The 18,865-nt window shown below is 35.4% G+C and carries 18 protein-coding genes; 7 read left to right on the top strand and 11 right to left on the bottom strand.

Annotation, left to right across the window (positions count from 1 at the left end; all coding sequences use genetic code 11):
* Positions 1-73: 73 nt before the first annotated feature.
* The 3 genes from FFM65_RS02585 to FFM65_RS02575 all read right to left on the bottom strand — a co-directional run bounded on the left by FFM65_RS02585 (position 74) and on the right by FFM65_RS02575 (position 2,994).
* Positions 74-952 (bottom strand): alpha/beta hydrolase, encoded by an 879-nt coding sequence (locus FFM65_RS02585; RefSeq protein ID WP_119317726.1) that lies wholly within the window; start codon positions 950-952, stop codon positions 74-76.
* Positions 939-2,180 (bottom strand): PTS transporter subunit EIIC, encoded by a 1,242-nt coding sequence (locus FFM65_RS02580; protein WP_119317727.1) that lies wholly within the window; start codon positions 2,178-2,180, stop codon positions 939-941. The genes FFM65_RS02585 and FFM65_RS02580 overlap by 14 nt, the downstream gene beginning before the upstream one ends.
* A 115-nt stretch (positions 2,181-2,295) precedes the next feature.
* Positions 2,296-2,994 (bottom strand): EAL domain-containing protein, encoded by a 699-nt coding sequence (locus FFM65_RS02575; protein WP_119317728.1) that lies wholly within the window; start codon positions 2,992-2,994, stop codon positions 2,296-2,298.
* A 130-nt stretch (positions 2,995-3,124) separates the two neighbouring features.
* Between FFM65_RS02575 and FFM65_RS02570 the strand changes: the two genes are divergently transcribed.
* Positions 3,125-4,486 (top strand): FAD-dependent oxidoreductase, encoded by a 1,362-nt coding sequence (locus tag FFM65_RS02570; RefSeq protein WP_119317729.1) that lies wholly within the window; start codon positions 3,125-3,127, stop codon positions 4,484-4,486.
* A 16-nt stretch (positions 4,487-4,502) separates the two neighbouring features.
* Complete coding sequence (locus FFM65_RS02565; protein WP_119317730.1) at positions 4,503-4,856, top strand: iron-sulfur cluster biosynthesis family protein; 354 nt, start codon at positions 4,503-4,505, stop codon at positions 4,854-4,856.
* A 31-nt stretch (positions 4,857-4,887) separates the two neighbouring features.
* On the opposite strand, the gene FFM65_RS02560 is transcribed toward FFM65_RS02565, so the two are convergent.
* Positions 4,888-5,079 carry a hypothetical protein gene (locus tag FFM65_RS02560; RefSeq protein WP_162897905.1) on the bottom strand — a complete coding sequence of 64 codons (192 nt, stop codon included), beginning with the start codon at positions 5,077-5,079 and terminating at the stop codon, positions 4,888-4,890.
* Between the two features lie 64 nt (positions 5,080-5,143).
* Here FFM65_RS02560 and FFM65_RS02555 point away from each other — a divergent pair, with 64 nt between their 5' ends.
* Positions 5,144-5,758: a GNAT family N-acetyltransferase gene (locus tag FFM65_RS02555; protein ID WP_119317732.1), complete on the top strand. Its 615-nt coding sequence runs from the start codon at positions 5,144-5,146 to the stop codon at positions 5,756-5,758.
* Between the two features lie 39 nt (positions 5,759-5,797).
* Here FFM65_RS02555 and FFM65_RS02550 read toward each other — a convergent pair whose 3' ends face one another.
* Entirely contained in the window at positions 5,798-6,760 is a 963-nt protein-coding gene (locus tag FFM65_RS02550) for a GH25 family lysozyme (RefSeq protein WP_119317733.1), read from the bottom strand.
* 224 nt (positions 6,761-6,984) lie between these two features.
* On the opposite strand from FFM65_RS02550, the gene FFM65_RS02545 reads away from it, so the two are divergent.
* Both FFM65_RS02545 and FFM65_RS02540 read left to right on the top strand, forming a co-directional pair.
* On the top strand, positions 6,985-7,395 hold the full coding sequence (locus FFM65_RS02545; protein ID WP_119317734.1) for an iron-sulfur cluster biosynthesis family protein: 411 nt from the start codon (positions 6,985-6,987) through the stop codon (positions 7,393-7,395).
* A 169-nt stretch (positions 7,396-7,564) separates the two neighbouring features.
* A complete protein-coding gene (locus FFM65_RS02540; protein ID WP_059073927.1) occupies positions 7,565-7,972 on the top strand; it encodes an iron-sulfur cluster biosynthesis family protein in 408 nt (135 codons plus the stop codon).
* An 80-nt stretch (positions 7,973-8,052) separates the two neighbouring features.
* Here the strand turns inward: FFM65_RS02540 and FFM65_RS02535 are convergent, their stop codons facing one another.
* Both FFM65_RS02535 and FFM65_RS02530 read right to left on the bottom strand, forming a co-directional pair.
* Positions 8,053-10,734 carry a cation-translocating P-type ATPase gene (locus FFM65_RS02535; protein ID WP_371851269.1) on the bottom strand — a complete coding sequence of 894 codons (2,682 nt, stop codon included), beginning with the start codon at positions 10,732-10,734 and terminating at the stop codon, positions 8,053-8,055.
* Positions 10,735-10,918: 184 nt separating this feature from the next.
* On the bottom strand, positions 10,919-12,124 hold the full coding sequence (locus FFM65_RS02530; RefSeq protein ID WP_119317736.1) for a GH25 family lysozyme: 1,206 nt from the start codon (positions 12,122-12,124) through the stop codon (positions 10,919-10,921).
* A 192-nt stretch (positions 12,125-12,316) separates the two neighbouring features.
* Between FFM65_RS02530 and FFM65_RS02525 the strand changes: the two genes are divergently transcribed.
* Positions 12,317-12,997: a YjjG family noncanonical pyrimidine nucleotidase gene (locus FFM65_RS02525; RefSeq protein WP_119317737.1), complete on the top strand. Its 681-nt coding sequence runs from the start codon at positions 12,317-12,319 to the stop codon at positions 12,995-12,997.
* A 146-nt stretch (positions 12,998-13,143) separates the two neighbouring features.
* Entirely contained in the window at positions 13,144-14,523 is a 1,380-nt protein-coding gene (uhpT, locus tag FFM65_RS02520) for a hexose-6-phosphate:phosphate antiporter UhpT (RefSeq protein ID WP_119317738.1), read from the top strand.
* A 52-nt stretch (positions 14,524-14,575) separates the two neighbouring features.
* On the opposite strand, the gene FFM65_RS02515 is transcribed toward uhpT, so the two are convergent.
* From FFM65_RS02515 to FFM65_RS02500, 4 genes are all read right to left on the bottom strand, one after another.
* Entirely contained in the window at positions 14,576-15,382 is an 807-nt protein-coding gene (locus FFM65_RS02515; RefSeq protein ID WP_119317739.1) for an HAD family hydrolase, read from the bottom strand.
* 61 nt (positions 15,383-15,443) lie between these two features.
* Positions 15,444-17,330, bottom strand: a complete 1,887-nt coding sequence (locus tag FFM65_RS02510) for a fructose-1,6-bisphosphatase (RefSeq protein WP_119317740.1) — start codon at positions 17,328-17,330, stop codon at positions 15,444-15,446.
* 124 nt (positions 17,331-17,454) lie between these two features.
* A complete protein-coding gene (locus FFM65_RS02505; protein WP_119317741.1) occupies positions 17,455-17,838 on the bottom strand; it encodes a VOC family protein in 384 nt (127 codons plus the stop codon).
* A 9-nt stretch (positions 17,839-17,847) separates the two neighbouring features.
* Positions 17,848-18,834, bottom strand: a complete 987-nt coding sequence (locus tag FFM65_RS02500; RefSeq protein WP_119317742.1) for an aldose epimerase family protein — start codon at positions 18,832-18,834, stop codon at positions 17,848-17,850.
* Between the last annotated feature and the right edge of the window lie 31 nt (positions 18,835-18,865).

Below are 18,865 nucleotides of genomic sequence, written 5' to 3'. Positions count from 1 at the left end.
TTTCATCCCCTCATATAGTAATATTCTATCAAAAAAAGAAGCCTCTTAATTGAGACTTCCCTTAAAGAATTCATTATTGTCCATTTAAAGAGACTGATTCTTGATGACTACGTGATTGCAATTTTTGCTTCGGATCAAGAATGTAACGATTTATCAAGTCAATGATTTGATCATTTTGCGGCAAGTCAGAATGTTGAGCATCCGAACCAGAAACTGAAATAGTCGTAAAATGCTTAACTTGTCCTTGATAAATATATTTACCCGCCATAACACTACCCAATGGCACTAAACCATCTGAATTATACGTTTCCGTCCCAGCAACAAAATAAACACTCAAATTTTTAGGAATAGCTTTTCGGTCAGCAATAAAATCCGAAAGCATTTGCGTTTTATGACGTACCGATTTCTCGTTGAAATTATACGGCGAACCAATGGTCATTAATTGTTTAATTTTAATTTGATCAGAATATTTAGCATAATAGTTTTCCAAAAAAGCAGTATAAATCAAACCTCCATTTGAATGTCCAATTGCTTTAAAATTGTTAAAGCTATACTGCTTAGTTAAAGCTTTAAAAGCTATATTAAACCACCGGGCTTGTTTTTTAATATTACTATAGCCATCATGATTATTCTCAAAACCAACTACGATTATCGGTTCATTATCTCCACGTCTTAATTTACCAGTGATTTTCAACTTATCATCAGTAGAAACATAGACTTTTATCAAACTATGTGGTGATTTATTGTTACGATTCAATTTCTTTACGAGCGTGTCAAAACGATTTTGTGTCGCGGAACTTCCCGGTATCATAATGACCGGCGACAATCTAGAATTATGCAATTTGGTTAAGTTAGAAACATTATTCTTTGACCAATTAAATGACACAACAATCAAAATTATTGTGATAAAGATTCCCAATAACCAAAAAAATGATTTCTTAAAGTTTCCCATCTATCTCACCCGCTTTTTGACTAATACGATCAGACAATTTAACAAACGGAGAATAGATCAAAACATCTATTACTAGTAAAATTACGCCAAAAATCAACGTAAACCAATTGCCATTAGTACCGATAAAAGCTATCAATGGTCCTGGGGTACCGACTGGAACAGGATAAGCAGCAATTGGTAACCAGTGCATTATTATAAACAGACTCGTCACTAACATATTAACTAATGGGACCAAAATAAATGGAACTAAAAAAACTGGATTGAACAGTATCGGAATCCCTAACATCATCGGATAATGATTATTAAAGATAGCTGGAAAAATCGACCATTTTGACACATTCCGATTTCGAGATTTTTTTGAAAAAATTAATATTGCAATAATAAGCGCCAACATAACACCGCTTCCGCCAAAATTAGCAAAGCTGTGAAAAATAGTAGTATCAGTAAATTTATATGGGACATTCCAGGAGTTCCCCGATTTTAGAGCTGAACTGAGATTAGCCATCGCTGGTGCATCAGTAAATGTGGGACTATTAGTAAACGGTCCTCCAACAGCCATCCACGACAATAAATCGGTCAAGACACCCATTCCTAGCACGTAAAACAAAGCATTTATCTGTGTATGTTGCATAACAAAACTAGAAACATACGTGGGTATTTCAAGTTTTAATAGCATCGTTCCTAACAAATTAATTATTGCCGATAAAAATATTACAATTAAAACAGGAAAAATAAATTTATACCTATCACTAATTTGAGAATCATCAAAAAAGATCCACAAACGACCACAAGCATACCCGACAATCAAAGCTAACAACATTCCTTCAGACATCATGAAACGACTAAAATTTGGTAATCCTTCTGGCGTGGGCTGAAAAGAAATTATCAAGTATGCCAACAATCCAATAGCACCAGACTTTTCCCCTTCTTTTTTGTATGCTTTAGTAATATAATATGCCGACCCGTAAGCTGCATATAAAGCAATCATGTCTATCGTGCAGTGAAAAACAACGCCCATGACCCAACTTAATTCATCGTTATAAGGTAACCACCACGGTATACCAAACATTCTGGCCATATAACCATTTTTTGTTAAAAAAGTAAATTTAAGTACTTCCGCAAAACTACCTAATAACATTATTGGAAACAATAAAGTTAGAGTATTACGAACTGCATTAACAATCTTAGTATTACGCAACTTAGCTGAATAAAATAATATTTGCTCCATGTTTATCCCTCACATGAGTTTAATAACACTTATGATAATTACTCGCCTATTATTGACCTATTTACTATTTTTATCTATTAAAAATGGATAATATTTAAAATAAAATATTTGAAATTTATTTTTTAATAAATTGAGCATCTCCTGGCAAAGACAATAATTCTGGTTTGCCATAGTAATAACCCTGGCGCAAATTGATACCTAAATTACTACTCATTTTGGCATCTTCAGCATCTTCAATTCCTTCCAAAATCAAGCGTTGACCATATTCTTGGCTGATTCCTTGCCACATGATCAATTTCTTTTGCAAGTCGGGATCTTCGTTTTGTGAATTGAAATTTTGAAGTGCAAATTTTAATTCGGACGCCATTGGCAAAAAACATCTGATTGCATCCAAACTATTATCGCCAGTACCAACATCGTCCAAAGAAATTTGCATCCCGTGTTCCATGAATTTACGTAAGTGAGGAATCAAAAAAGCATCAGAATATTTCTTAGGCCCTTCTTCTTCGGTTAATTCAACAACTACTTTCGTAGGAAATAATTGCAATTGACTCTGAATGATAGCATCTTCCATCCTCGTATCTAGCAATTGTTCACGATTAACATTGACCGAACAATAATCTACTTTTAAGCCTAGGATTTTAGTCGTAGCAATCAATAATTTCGAAGTCGTCTCCGTACTGATTTCAGAAAAAGATTTAGGCAACCTCCATCCCTCGGGAGTAAGTTGCTTGATTAATAATTCATAACCAAAAATGGTATCTGTTTTTACATCAATTTGTGGTTGTACAAAATAACGATAAATTTTATCCATAATCTCAATTCTTCCTTATATATCAAAACGATATATTTACTTTTTTTAACAAAAACGTATATACTTTTAGTATAGTCCATTTAGTAAAATATTTATATTTGGATATTAAAAGAAAAGTCGTGATAATTTAATGAAAATAGTCATAATTGGGTGTACCCATGCTGGCATTGCTGCAATTAATCAATGTTTGAAATACTATCCTGACGCTACTATAACTGTCTACGAGCGTAATCAAAGTATTTCATACTTGTCATGTGCAACTTATTTGCATATTGCTGGTTCTGTCAAAAATTTAAATGAGGCAATGTATGCCAATCCAGAGCAATTTATTAAAAAAGGTGTACAAATGCGCATGCAGCATGATGTTATTGAAATCGACAGCAAAGCTCATACTATCTTGGCACAAAATCTTCAAACAAAGGAATTCGTCCATGATAAATATGACAAATTAATTATGACGACTGGTTCTAAAACTACTATTCCCGTAATCCCAGGTATTGAAAGCACTAAAGTAATGCTTTGTAAAACTTGTGATCAGGCTCAGAAGCTTTACAAAGCATCAAAAAATGCCAAGACGATTGCTATTTTGGGAGGAGGATATTCTGGAGTTGAACTAGCTGAAGGCTATTTAGAATCTGGTCACCAAGTTATTCTCTTTCAACGTAAAGAACAATTATTGGACCAATACCTTGATACAACTATCGCTCAAAAAGTCAAAAAATTACTATTAGACAATAACGTCAAAGTAATGACTAATACTGTAGTGACTCGCTTTAACGAAACTGAAGCCGGCAAGGTGCTAGTTAAAACTAATGCTGGTGATTATTTAGTCGATATGGTCACAATTACTCCTGGTGTCTTGCCTCAAGCTGATTTACTCAAGGGACAAGTCAAACTAGCCAAAAATGGTGCCATTATTACTAATGAATACATGCAATCATCTGACCCTGATATTTTTGCGGCTGGTGACGTTACCGAAGTTCATTACAATCCAACACTCAATTCTAAGTATATCCCTTTAGCATCGCATGCCATTAGACAAGGCGCTTTGGCCGGAGCAAATGTTGTTGAACCTAGAATCAAAACTATGGGTACTCAAGCTACAACCGGTATGCTAGTATTTGGAAACACTGTCGCCAGTACCGGTTTAACTTTACATGAAGCCTTAAATGATAATTTCGACGCCCAAGAAGTTTTCTATGAAAACAACTATCGACCTGATTTTATGCCTACCAATGCTAAAGTTAGTATCGAATTAGTTTATGATCGCAAATCACGTCAAATTTTAGGTGCTCAACTGATGAGTGAGCATGAGGTTGCACAATCAGCCAATACTATTTCAGTCATCATCCAAAATAAAAACACTATCGATCAATTAGCATACCTTGATATGCTCTTCTCACCAAATTTCGATGAACCTTTTAATTATCTTAATTTAGTTGCTCAAAAAGCTGTCGATAAAGAATATCAATATTCAAAAAATCAAAAATAAGTTTGAGGTCATCGCAATGAAATTAAATATCAAGCCACAAGCTAAAAAATACTTAGCCAATAAAATCCCAACTAAAAGTAACTTGCTTTTAACAACAACCGATGGAGCAAGCAGTTATGCAAATAATAATGCTACTTGTGCTTTAGTTTATAGTTTTCAACTAATTATCATTAACAAACTAGACACAAAGTTTTCAATTTCAGTTGACAACAATGCTGACTATCAAATTTGGATGAACCCTTCCGAGGAATACTTATTCGGTAATGGTCTCAATCTCGATTTTTCTCATGGTGCTTTGGTCCTTGGTGACAATGGTGGCGTGATGGATTCAGCTGTTCCTGTTATTGATTGGCGCAATCTCACAAAATAAAAGTCAGAACCCTAATTGGATTCTGACTTTTTTAATCTAAACCGGTTGGCAATTTTTGATGTGCTCGACCACGTGTACCTTCAATCGTAGCTTGATATAATGTATTCAAAGCTTCTGGACCATGCATGTGACCCAAACCCCAAAATTGCAATGATTTGTTGAGAGTTGCTGAAACTTGATGATAATCATTAGAACTTGATAATTGCTTACTTGCTTTATTCAAAATTTCCATCAAATTATTTATATTCCAATGGCACTCAGCCCATATTCAAATAAAGGAGTTTTAAATGACTAAAATCCAAATTAAAGAATTTAACCCCACAGACCTTGAAAAAGTCCGTCAATTTGCGACTACAGGCATGCAATTCGACAAGTACGTCGAGAACAAATTTGCTCTGTATTTTTACAGTAAAATCGTAGCGGAAATGGAATTAAAGAACTCCACTATCGCTTTAGGAGCTTACTTAGAAAATAAATTAGTCGGATTTATTTTTGCAAGAGTTAATTTTCAAAAATTAAAATATTCCAGTCTAAAGAGAAATTTAACCGTCAATTTAGGTAATAAGTTAATTAATCTTTTTGACAATGACGATATGGCAAAAACTTACGACCAAGCCAATCAAAGAATGCTCAAACAATTTATGAAAAACAAGCCTGATGGTGAAATTACTTTCTTTGCTGTTGATTCTAATATCAAACATCAAGGTATTGGTACACAATTACTCAAAGCGTTAGAAAATAAACTTCACAATCAACTAATCTATGTCTTCACTGATTCAAATTGTGATTATCAGTTTTATTTAAAAAAAGGATTTAAAATCTTTGACCAAACTAATGTCACTTTAGATCAAAATGATCCAATACCATTAACTTGTTTCCTATTATATAAAAATGTTTTGTAAATTAAAAAGCCAACTGGGAAATTCCCAATTGGTTTATTTTTATCCAATAATATATTTAGCATCGACCCACTCGTTTGTAGCAACACGATGATAAGTAACACCATCGATAGTCTTCGTTTGATCAGTTACCCAAGGAGTATTGTTAGCTAAGGCACGGTTAGTTATCGTCTTAGTAGTGTTATTTTGAATGGCCACTAAAGGTACATAACTACCATTAGTATTATTTACATTAATTACCCCTTTTGAAGAAATTGCATTATTTGTCGAATTATTATTAGTTTGATTACTACTATTATCTACACTAACAATTTGTGGTGTTTGATAACTCGTAAAATAATTATCATAAAGCTGTGAAACATCAAAATTGCCGTAGCTGCCATCGAATTGATAGTGACTCGTCCATTGCCATCCATGAGCATTGGAATACCAATATTGATCAGTAGCATCCAAAGGATAAGCAGCTATCCAACCTTTTTTAACTTGCATGACCAAATTAGCCCAAGATCCCATCGTATAAATATCGGAACGATAGCCATATTTTGCTACCTGATTAATGAAAGCAATATTACTTTGAGTGTTTAAATTTGGATCGTTGTGTTGTTGTTCAGTACTTTCGACGTCAGTTACTAAAACGGCTCCCGCTGGCAATCCATCGGCCTTGGCAGTTTGGGCAGCAAAATTAGCTTCAGCAATAGCTTCATTTACATTACTATAGTGAGCATAATGATAACCATGGATGTATAGTCCAGCAGCTTGAGCTGTCTTAATATTATTAGCTGCATAAGCATCCTTATAAGTAGTTCCTTCACTGATTTTAGTAACAGCCGCTTTTACACCATAATTATCATGCATATCTTGAAAGTTAGCGACTGTCATAGCACCATTATGATTTGACACATCGACCATATCCATCCGGGCGGCATCAACCGTAGTAACGCAGAAAAATACTGTTACTAGTGAAGCAATCGCTGCAATAATTACAGAAATTTTCTTTTTAAACATGATTCTCCCCCTATAACAAAAAATTATTTATCCAAAGTATACCGTCTTTATCATTGATATACCGGGTTTCTTACAAAATTTAAGAACAATATAATAATTTTTTCAATCATTTAAGTTGTGCACAATCGATTTACGTGATATAGTATTAACTGTAATAAAGATTGTACACAACTTAATGTTTGGCAATCAATAAAAATTCAGTTCCCGAAAGGACCTTATATAAAATGAAAATCAATATTAAAGAAGAAACTCAAACATATTTAAAAAATAAAGCTGTTCCTACAGACGCTAAAATGATTCTTACAACCGATGATGGTTCAAATAAATACTCAAGTCTTGGTGGTAGCTGTGCTATCGGTGACAAATTCCAAATTGTTATTTTAAAAGATGAAGATCCTAACTACACAATCGATTTAGAAAATGATGCTGGTCTTGATCTTAAGACATCCCCATCTGATGCTGATTTATTAGGTAATGGCCTAAACATTTCTGTATGGCACAATGCTTTGGCTCTTAAAGATAATTCAGGTATCTTAGATGGTTCCCTAGCCGTTGTCGACTGGAGAAATGTTAAACCTGAAACTGACCAAGAACGCCGCGACAAAATGATTAAACTTGGTGACCAAATTTGTTAATCAGTTTGTGATTAATTTATCTAATTATCAAAAAATATATTTTGCTTTATTGAGCTGATGATTTGCAAGTATTCACAATATGCTGTAACTTAAAGAACGTAATGAGAATAATTGTGAGCGAATCAGTGTTACACAATTCAAATTATTGTAACGGAAAGGATCTTAACTTATGAAAATTAATATTAAAGACGATGCACAAAAATACTTAGCTGATAAAATTCCAGCAGGAAGCACAATGATCTTGACTACCGACGATGGTTCAAACAAGTACTCAAGTCTTGGTGGCAGCTGTGCCATTGGTGATAAATTTCAACTAGTTATTCTTAATGAAAATGATCCTAAATATACTGTTCCGATCGAAAACAATGCTGGCTACAAACTAGCAACTGAACCTCAATATACAGACTTCTTTACTGCCGGTCTAAACATTTCTCTATGGCACAATGCTTTAGCCCTTAAAGACAACTCAGGTATTTTAGACGGTGCCCTTTCAGTTGTTGATTGGAGAAACGTTAAACCTGAAACTGCTGAAGAACGTCGTCAAAAGATGGAAAAACTCGGCGACCAAATCTGCTAATCATTTACTAAAAAATTCAAAAATACGCAAAAAGGCCTCGACATCTAATTTGATATCGAGGTCTTATTTGTTTTCACACATTACTTTTTGCCAGCACGACGTTGGAAGAATTTAACGATTTCAACGATTAAAATCATTAAGACTCCAGCACCTAAGACAATCAACCATTGTTCTAAATTCAATTCAGTAACGTGGAACAAACTGTTAAATCCAGGAACAACGATTGTCGCTGCTACCATGATAAACGATGTTAATACACCAATATTGAACATCTTGTTCTTGAACATATGAACTTTAAAAATAGATTGATAAGTCGATTTAACATTAAATGCATGGAACAATTGAATCAAGGCTAAAGTTGCATAAGCCATTGTTAAAGCATCAGCATGCATTGCATCATTAGCTGTATGGACTGGGAACATGATTGCCAAACCATAAACTCCCAAAGTGATCAATCCTTCAAGAATACCTTGATAAACGATTGAAGAACCAATTCCCCCACCCAAGAAACTTGAGCGACGTCCACGAGGTTTTTTGTCCATAATGCCTGGCTCAGTTGGTTCAACACCCAAAGCAATTGCTGGGAAAGTATCAGTTGCCAAATTGATCCAAAGCAATTGAACTGGTAGTAAAATATCCCAGCCTAACAAAGTCATCATGAACAATGTCAAAACTTCACCTAAGTTAGCTGAAAGTAAATATTGAATCGATTTTTGAATATTAGAGAAGACTTTACGACCTTCTTCAACGGCAACAATAATTGTGGCAAAATTGTCGTCAGCCAAAACCATATCAGAAGCTCCCTTGGAAACTTCTGTACCAGTAATACCCATACCGATACCAATATCAGCTGATTTCAAAGCTGGCGCATCATTAACACCGTCACCAGTCATCGCAACGACTTTACCTTTATCTTGCCAAGCCTTAACGATTCTTACTTTATGTTCTGGAGATACACGAGCATAGACTGAATAACGTTGAACATTCTTTTCAAATTCATCGTCACTCATTTGGTCCAACTGAGCCCCAGTAATAACTGCATCGTCATCGCCAGCCTCAATGATTCCTAAACGAACCGCAATCGCTTCAGCAGTATCTTGATGGTCACCGGTAATCATCATTGGTCGAATACCCGCTTTTTTGGCATCAGCAACCGCCTTAGCAGCTTCTGGACGTTCTGGATCAATCATTCCAATCAAACCAGCAAAAACTAAATCATTTTCAACAGTTTTTGAATCAACAGTTTGTGGAATAGCATCAATAATTTTGTAACCCATAGCCAAAACTCTCAAAGCTTGGGTTGCCATTGATTTATTTTGCTTTAAAATTTCTGTTTTATCAGTATCAGTAAAATCAACTACTTCATCAGAACTTTTTTGCAGTTTAGTAACTCGTTGCAATAACATGTCAGGAGCACCTTTGACTGCCACTAAGAACTTGCCATCAGACAACTTGTGAATCGTTGACATCAATTTACGTTCTGAATCGAATGGTACTTCCGCAACACGTGGTTCCTTTTTCAACTCATCTTCAACTTGATAGTCATGGTCAAAACCAAATTGAATTAAGGCTGTTTCAGTTGGATCACCTACTAAGACGCCATCGTTTTGAATTTTTGTATCATTAGCAAACGTCATAACTTGTAGAACTTTATCAGCTCCAGTAATTTTTGATGAAGCATCATTTAATTTGCCATATTGATAGAATTTTTCAACTGTCATTTTATTTTGAGTTAAAGTACCAGTCTTATCAGAAGCAACAATATCGGTACTACCCAAAGTTTCAACAGCTGGAAGCTTTCTAACTAAAGCTTTACGCTTGGCCATTCTTGTTGTACCTAATGCCAAAATAATCGTTACGATAGCTGGCAAACCTTCCGGAATTGCAGCAACGGCTAGGGAAATTGCAACCAACATCATATTGATAACTAATTCATTCATTGGCAATCCAGAATGATTATTGAAAATACCGACTGCAAAAATCACTGCAGCGATTCCTAGAATCAACCAAGTCAAAGTTTTACCAAGAGAGTTCAAATTATCTTGCAGAGGTGTACTTGTTTCTTCAGCTTTGTTGATCATCCCAGCAATTTGACCAACTTGCGTATCCATACCGACACCTACTACGATACCGACTCCACGACCGTAAGTAACATTACTATTCATATAAGCCATATTTTTACGATCACCTAATGGGATATCCTCATCAGGTAAAGTTTCTGCTTCTTTTTCAACCGGAACTGATTCACCAGTCAAAGCAGCTTCTTCAATCTTCATCGAAGCTGAATCAATTAAACGAATATCTGCTGGTACAATATCTCCAGCTTCTAGTAAAACAACATCCCCAACTACTAAGGCTTCGCTACTAACTGTCTCTAGTTTACCATTTCGCTTGATATGTGCTTCAGGCGTTGACATTTCTTTCAATGCATCAATAGCTTCTTCGGCTTTTGATTCTTGAAAAACTCCAAAAACAGCATTAATAATAACTACGGCCAAAATCAAAGCAGCATCAGCCCACTCTTGAGCGACAAATCCCGAAATTAATGCGGCCACTAATAAAACAATAATCATAAAATCCTTAAATTGATCGAAGAACCTTTGGAACAAATTCTTCTTTTTACCTTGTGCTAAAGTATTAGGTCCATTTTCTTCCAAACGTTTTTTAGCTTGGTCGGTACTTAATCCAGCTTCACTAGTTTGGAACTTGTCCAACAGTGAAGTTTTATCCAGTGCATAATATCGAGTATCTTTCAAACTCAACCCCTCCTTTGATTTAAAAAAAGAGACTTGCACGCCAAATAGCGTACAAGTCTCACTAATTAAGACAAAACCAGACTTACGTCTTGCTGACGATTTTGTCGCAGGCAACTTCTGCAAGTTACTCCCTTGTTTAAGGTCAGTATATCGAAAATCTATATTTAAATCAAAGAAAAGATGCAATAAATTAAATTATATATTTAGCATTGACCCATTCATTGGTTGCCACCCGGTAATACGTTGTTCCATCGACAACTTTAGTTTGGTCAGTTTGCCATGATGTGTTATTTGCTAAGGCCCGATTAGTTATCGTCGTCATGCTTCCATCATCTTGTAACGCTACTAGTTGAACGTAACTAGAACTTGAATCATTTACTTTGATAACGTTAGCCGAACTAGCTGAATCAGTAGTTGAAGAATTCCCAGCTAAATATTGTGCCGCTACCCATTCATTCGTAGCTACTCGATAATACGTTGTTCCATCGACAACTTTAGTTTGATCAGTTTGCCATGATGTATTATTTGCTAAAGCTCGATTAGTTATCGTTGTCATACTTCCATCATCTTGTAGAGCCATCAACGGTACATAACTACTAGAAGAATTATCTACTTCAATCACATTAGAACTAGTAGAACCACTATCAGTTACAGCTGAATCGCTATCGGTTGAAGTTGTAGTTGTTGTACTTGATGAAGCATTAGGTGATTGATATGTTGTAAAGAAATCATCATATAACTCAGATACATCGAAGTAACCACTACTTCCACTAAAAGTATAAGAACTTGACCATTGCCAACCATGGTTAGAGGTATACCATTCTTGTCCCGATGGATTATATGGATATGATGCAATCCAACCCGAATCGACACTCATTACACTGCCGACCCAAGAACCCATGGTATAAATTGTTGAACGATAACCATATTTAGCAACTTCTGTCATAAAAGCTTGATTATCGGCATCATTTTGTGCTTCAGATACCGAACTTTGCTCGGAGCTTTCAACATCAGTAGCTAATACAGCCCCTTCTGGTAAGCCATCGGCTTGAGCCAATTTCCCAGCATAATCCGCTTCAGCAATCGCACTAGCAACACTATTGTAGTGTGCAAAATGGTACCCACTAATATACATGCCAGCCTTTTGAGCATTTGCAATATTGTTTGCAGCTGTACTATCCTTAAAAGAAGTACCTTCACTAATTTTAGTTACAATTGCTTTAACACCATAGTTGTTGTACATATCTTGGAAATTGGCAACAGTCATGGCTCCATTATTATTGGACACATCGACCATATCTGTTCTTGCAGCACTTACATTAGTAGCTCCCAAAAGTACTATCAAGAACGAAAATATTGTCGCCAAAAGAATTGTCGTTTTTCTTTTTAAAACCATTATCAAATCTCCCTCTTGTTGTTATCACAACAAAAGAATTATAAAACTGGTATAAAAAATGAACCAAAAATTACATGATTGTACTAATAAATTAACATAGTAATTATTTTTTAATCAAAAATTAACTTGATTTATTGTATTTTTTGATTTTTATTTTTAACAGCAATTATTACTTATTTACGGAGGATTTCTATGAACTATAAATATATTTTGATTGACCTTGATGATACTATCCTAGACACAAAGGCCAATACACGTAACGCCCTAAAAGAAATGGCAAATTATGTAGATTTTCCATTTAACGATGAACAAATTCAATATTGGTATCAAATGAATGACCATTTATGGAAGCAATTAGAGGAGAAGAAAATCAGTCGACAAGAATTGATAGACAGCCGATTTCCAAATTTATTCAGTCATTATCATAAAAAAATCGATACTACCAACATAAACCAACGGTACTTTGATGTATTAAATCAACAGCACGAATTGATGCCTGGTGCTAAAACTGCCCTACAAGAATTAAATAAAACATATCGTTTATTTGCAGCTTCAAATGGAACTAGCGATAAACAGTATTCTCAAACAGCAGGCGCAAAAATTGACCAATATTTTGAAAAAATATTCTTATCAGAAAATATTGGTTTCGATAAACCTGACAAAAAATTCTTTGAATCCATCGAGAATGAACTGCAAGCAAAACCAGAGGATTTTTTAATGATCGGTGACTCACTTTCCTCAGACATTGCCGGTGCTAACTATAGTAATATCGATAGTCTTTGGTATAACAAGAATCAAGTTGCTAACACGACTGATTTTAAGCCCACTTATGAAGTAACCAAATTGGCAGATATCGATACAACCATTAAATAAACTTGAACATTCTTCCTTTTTTTCTGAAAATTTATTGTTATCGAACCGGTTCGATAGACTAGAATAACCTTGATTACAGCGTTTATCCATTTTCATTGCGTTATAATCGATTTGGTCATAAATAAATTTATTGGGGAGGGATTTTTGTGTTACATTATTTTGACCTGAAACGTTCTCAAAAATTAGGCTTATCGATTGACGAACAGAAGAGTCGCTGGTTTCGTGAATTTTTAAAGTCATTTTTGGTCGTTTTTTTCGTTTACTTCTGCATGTATTTGATTCGGAATAACCTTTCTGCAGCACAACCTTTGTTAGTTAAAGATGGAATTTCTACAACTGCATTAGGTTGGATCGGCTATGGATTTTCATTAGCCTACGGAATTGGTAAAACAGTTCTAGGCTACGTTGTTGATGGCAAGAACACTAAGAAATTCATGTCGTTTCTTTTGATCCTCGCTGCCATTATGACGTTAATCATTGGGGTTACCTTACTGATGGACCAAGCTCCCGTCGGATTGATCTTAGTCCTCTGGTCATTGAATGGTATTTTCCAATCACCTGGTGGTTCAGCTTCTTTATCAACGATTTCACGTTGGACAACCACTACTACTCGTGGACGCTACATCGGAATTTGGAATATTTCTCACGAATTCGGTGGAGCTGTTGCTGGTGTTATTGCTCTTTGGGGTGCTAATCATCTCTTTGGCGGCAACGTCGGTGGTATGTTTATTTTTCCTGCCATTATTGGTTTAATCGTTGGTTTCTGGGGTTTGTTCTTCGGAGCTGACGATCCACAAGAACTAGGTTGGGACCCTAGTGAAGTCATCTTTGGTGAAAATATTTCTAAAGCTGACCAAACTGCTTCTAAGATGAGCAAATGGACTATTTTCAAGACTTTCGTTATGAAGAGTCCTTGGGTCTGGCTATTGTGTGTCGCTAACGTCTTCGTTTATGTCGTTAGAATCGGTATCGTCAACTGGGCTCCTTTGTACACTGTTCAACAACTTCACTTTACAGTAGCGCAGGGTGCCAATACTTTATTACTTTTCCAATTAGGTGGAATTATCGGTAGTGTTGTTTGGGGCTGGTTCTCAGATCTCTTGAAAGGTCGTCGAGCAGTTGTTTCAATTATTTGTTTAGCTCTAACAGCCTTCGTTGTTTTGGGTTATCGTTACGGAACAACACCTATGATGATTAATACTTCTTTGTTCTTCTTGGGTATGTTGATTTATGGTCCACAACTATTGATAGGTGTCTCCGTCATCAGCTTTGTTCCCAAGAACGCTTTGAACGTATCTGATGGATTGACCGGTACTTTTGCTTATATCTTCGGTGATTTGATGGCACAAGTAGGTTTTGCTGCTATTGCTGATCCTAAGCAAAATGGGCTCTCAATTCTCGGCATGAACCTTCACGGTTGGAATGATACTTTTATCGTCTTCTACTTAGCGGTAGTATTGAGTATCATTATTTTGGCTATAATTGCTGTTGGTGAAGAAAAGCGGATCCGTCAACAATTAAATTAATTAGGTATCAAAAAACAGGTTTGATTTTTCGATTCGAAATCAAACCTGTTTTTTATTTGGTAAAATAATCTTCTAAAAATTTGGCTAAACCATCCTTAGCATTAGTTTCCGTTACAAAATTAGCAATTTTTTTAACTTCAGGCAAGCCATTACCCATTGCGACTGAGTACTTAGCCTCTTTCATCATCCCGACATCATTCATTCCATCGCCAAAAGCAAAAGTATGGTCGTAATCAATTCCCCATTCTTGTTGGATTTTCTTAACCGCAGTTCCCTTATCTGTTTGTAATGGAATCATTTCCAAGTTATCTGGACTAGAAGAGGACATTTCCATTAGATGACTGTTGATCAACTCATCTCGAACAATGTTAAGCTCTGACATATCGCCACGACTCAAAACTACTCCATTGGTAATATCGTCAGTAACAGACTTTAATTCTGAAAAGCTTTCGACTTCCTCATAGCCAAAATCTTCATCAAAATTACCAGCATTCTGGGCAATAAAGTCAGAAATTTTTCGTGTGAAATAAGCTTTCTCTGGTGTAAAAAGCATCATTGGCAACTGAAATTTTGCCGTCTCTTTATAGGCCAAATCAACTGCTTTGGAACCTAATTTAGTGACCTCCCGCCCTTTAGCACCGTCAAAGACAGCTCCATTAGACGTTATCATCTTTACTTCAGGATTTAATAATCTTTGCGTAATTTTGGCCAGTTCATACATGCGCCCCGTTGCGATATAAAAAATTACCCCTTTTTGTTGTAAATCCTCAATTGTTTGTTTAGTTCGTGGAGAAATATGTTTATGATCACTCGCTAAAAGTGTTCCATCAAGATCCATAAATACTAAATATTTTGGCATGAATTTTCCCTCGATTTTTAATTAATTTCATAATCTATTGTAGCAAAATTTTTGTAATCGGTTACTTTATTCGTGCCAATTGTTCAAGTAATTCTTTTCTTTGTTGCTTTAATTTTTCTCCAGTGTCTGTTTGAGCAACTCTTTTTCGACTAACAGCTTGTTCAATCACTCGTTTAGTCGAAACAACGTCAGTCATTTCCTTAATTGCTTTATCCCTAGTGGTAAAGGGTTCGTGCGTTACCAATTGCAATCCGTAAGAATTCGACAACAATGTGTAGCCACCGATACCAGTTGTTTTGTGATAAGGCTTTGACATTCCACCATCAATCACAAAAATCTTTCCATTAGCCATAATTGGCGACTCACCTGCTTTGACTGGTGTATGACCATTAATAATATGACCATTTTTCAATCCAAAGTCTTGTAATAATTTATCCGCAAACCACTCTTCCTGTCGCAAAGAATAGTAAGGATTTAAAACTTCTATGTGCGTTCTTTTATCGGCAATAAAATAGCGTTCAAAGGTCGTCATTTGATCTTTCCCAAACAAGGGTGATAATTTTCCTGTCCACAAATACCAGATCATATCGATATCTTGACTAGATTGTTGAGTCTTTAATGATTGGCGAATAATTTTGTCAAAATAATCAAATAACGCATGTCCAAAATATTTATGCCCCTGAATTTCTAGACTCAACAAATTTCCCTCAGTATCTACGGGAACACAGCCATGCAATAAGAGATTACCATTGTATTTTAAATACATTGAACCATTATCGACTAAATAATTGATATGCCGATGCAATTTCTTCGACTCAGCAAATTGTTTCATCAAATAGTCGATCATCCTATCCTCAGTTTCAGTCAATTGATACGGATTTTCTCGATCAACTAATTGAAAACAGTCACCTTGAATAGGATAAGTTTTGCCGGACAATGTGATGGTCTGAAGATCAAAGTCTATTTTTTCCAATAAAAGTCGATCATTCATCCGAAACTCTGGATGACGTTTTATTGTCTGACCTTCCAATTTAAACTGCATAATGGCTACCGCTTGTTGAACGCAACTGTCGATTTCTTCTCGTACAGTGGGAATTTTTTCACCGATATCTGACCTAGGTAAAAAAGCAGCTTGCATATGATAATTTTTTAAAGAAAAATCAATCATTTTTTGCAAATCAATTCCGTAAGCATCTTGTAGAATCGTTAAATTATCATATCGTGCACAAATTCTTAGAAGATTCAGCATACATAATTTTGAACCTGCTAAACTACCCATCCACAAAATATCGTGATTTCCCCACTGAAAATCAAAATTCTGCCAATGTTTAACTAGATGTTCTATTACAAAATCTGGATGTGGTCCACGATCGTAAATATCTCCAATGACATGCACATGATCCACCACTAGTCGTTGAATAGAATGACAAGTAGCAATAATAAAATCATCTGCCATCTCTAAATCAATAATGCCATCTAAAATATTTTGATAAGATAGTTGTTTCGTTTCCTCATTATTATCGGCATAAAGTAATTCTTCTGTTACGTAGGCAAACTCAGGATCAAGCGTCTTTCTGACTTTAGAACGAGTGTACTTATTGGCTGTATATCTTAGCATTTCAATTAAATTATTAAAAGTATCCATATACCATTGCGTCAAATCATCTTTGTCTCTTATTTGCGTCTTCGTACGTTTTAAAATTTCTGATGGATAATAAATTAAAAAAGCTAATTTCTTCTGAGAAACACTAGATAGCCGGCCAGTAAACAACTCCGCAATCTTTTGCTTAGTATTCCCCGACCCATTGCGCATAATATGTGCAAACTCATCATATTCACCATGAATATCACTGACAAAAACCTCTGTTCCCTTGGGTAGACCTAAAATTGCTGAAAGATTGATCAATTCTGTCTTGAGTTTATTCTTCTTTATAAAGTTATCAGTCATCTGTATATACCTTTCTTGCTTTTTTAAAGTGAATCTGTGCAATAACAATGACAATTAAAACTATACCATTCAAAGAAAACGATTCCAAGACATAAAAAAAGACATCCCTTTGGATGTCTGATTTTTAAACTGTCAATTCAATTTGGTTTCCCTCTGGATCACAAACAACACTCTCGTAATAACCATCTCCGGTCACTCTTGGACCACTAAGATGCTTGTAACCTGCTTTTTTTATTGTTTCAGTTAACTGATCAACTTTTTCTTTTGAGCCTAAGGCAATTGCAATGTGCATGTACCCCAGTGGATAACCCTTTTCGTGGTGACGATTTAAGTCATCTCTAGTACCAACTTCTAATCTCGCTCCATCTGGAAAAGTCAAAAAACGGGAAGAGAAAGTTGTTACTGGATTATGATATTTATCTGAAGCTTTTGCCTCAAAATAAGTTTCATAAAATTCAACGGTTCTATCTAAATCACGAACAAAAAGACCAACATGTTCTATCCTCATAAAACCCCTCTAATCTAATTTTCTGTATTTATACTTATTAGTGTAGCTTACTTCTTGATTGGCGGGTAGAATTGTGTTTCCAAAATCGGGATGATGAATAGCATCAGGCAATGTCTGCAGTTCCATCGCTAGTGAACTAAATTCATGATTTTGAGCTTTTACTGGATCGATTGGATTTGCAGTGAAAATAACTAAGCCACCTCTATCAGTGTACAAATCAATTGCTCGATGCTCTGACTTCAACGTGGCAGCCTTCTTACCAACGACAAATGCATCATCAAATTCAACTTTGTCTAAAGGCTTGAGCTGTTTCAGTCCCTGACCAATTTTTTTGAAATTCTTAAAATCATAGGCATTGGTCGTAGCTAACAATTTTCCAGTCGGAATCTTCTCATTATCGACGTCAACAAAACGTTTTGAATTGATCTTCAATTGTTGCTGGCGAATATTTTCATCATCAATATCAAAATAAACGTGACAAGTTGGATTAAATAACGTATCGTGATCAGTTTTTGCACTGTATGTTATTTGGATTTCATCATCATCATTTAAACTGTATCTAATTTGCACCTGCAGCGTCCCTGGAAACTCGTCTTCACCTTTGACTGTATGTGTGAACAAAACTGAATTATCCGAATCAATCGTACTGTCGAAGTTTTGACTTTGTAAGCCATGATCGCCACTATGCATAACATTTTTACCATTATTAGGTGTCATTTGATAGCTAACACCATCAATAGAAAACTTAGCATCTTTAATTCGTCCAGCGACCCGACCAATTGTTTTACCGACCATATAAGGAGTTTTAATGTAATCATCCAAATCATTAAAATGTTCGATCAAGGAATGCTTCACGCCATTTTCAACTACCTCGAAATTTTGCCAAGTAGCAGCGTAAGTTAAAACATTGATACTAGTTTGATTTTTATTAGTTATTTTGTATGAATAAACGGGATCAGTTCCAATTTCCCCAAAAATTGTCTTCGTTACTGTCATATTTCTACCCATTCTGTGCAATCAATATCTG

Origin of the sequence: Companilactobacillus formosensis, assembly GCF_005405305.1 — a bacterium.
GTDB lineage: Bacteria > Bacillota > Bacilli > Lactobacillales > Lactobacillaceae > Companilactobacillus > Companilactobacillus formosensis.
This window is presented reverse-complemented; position numbering and strand designations above follow the sequence as displayed.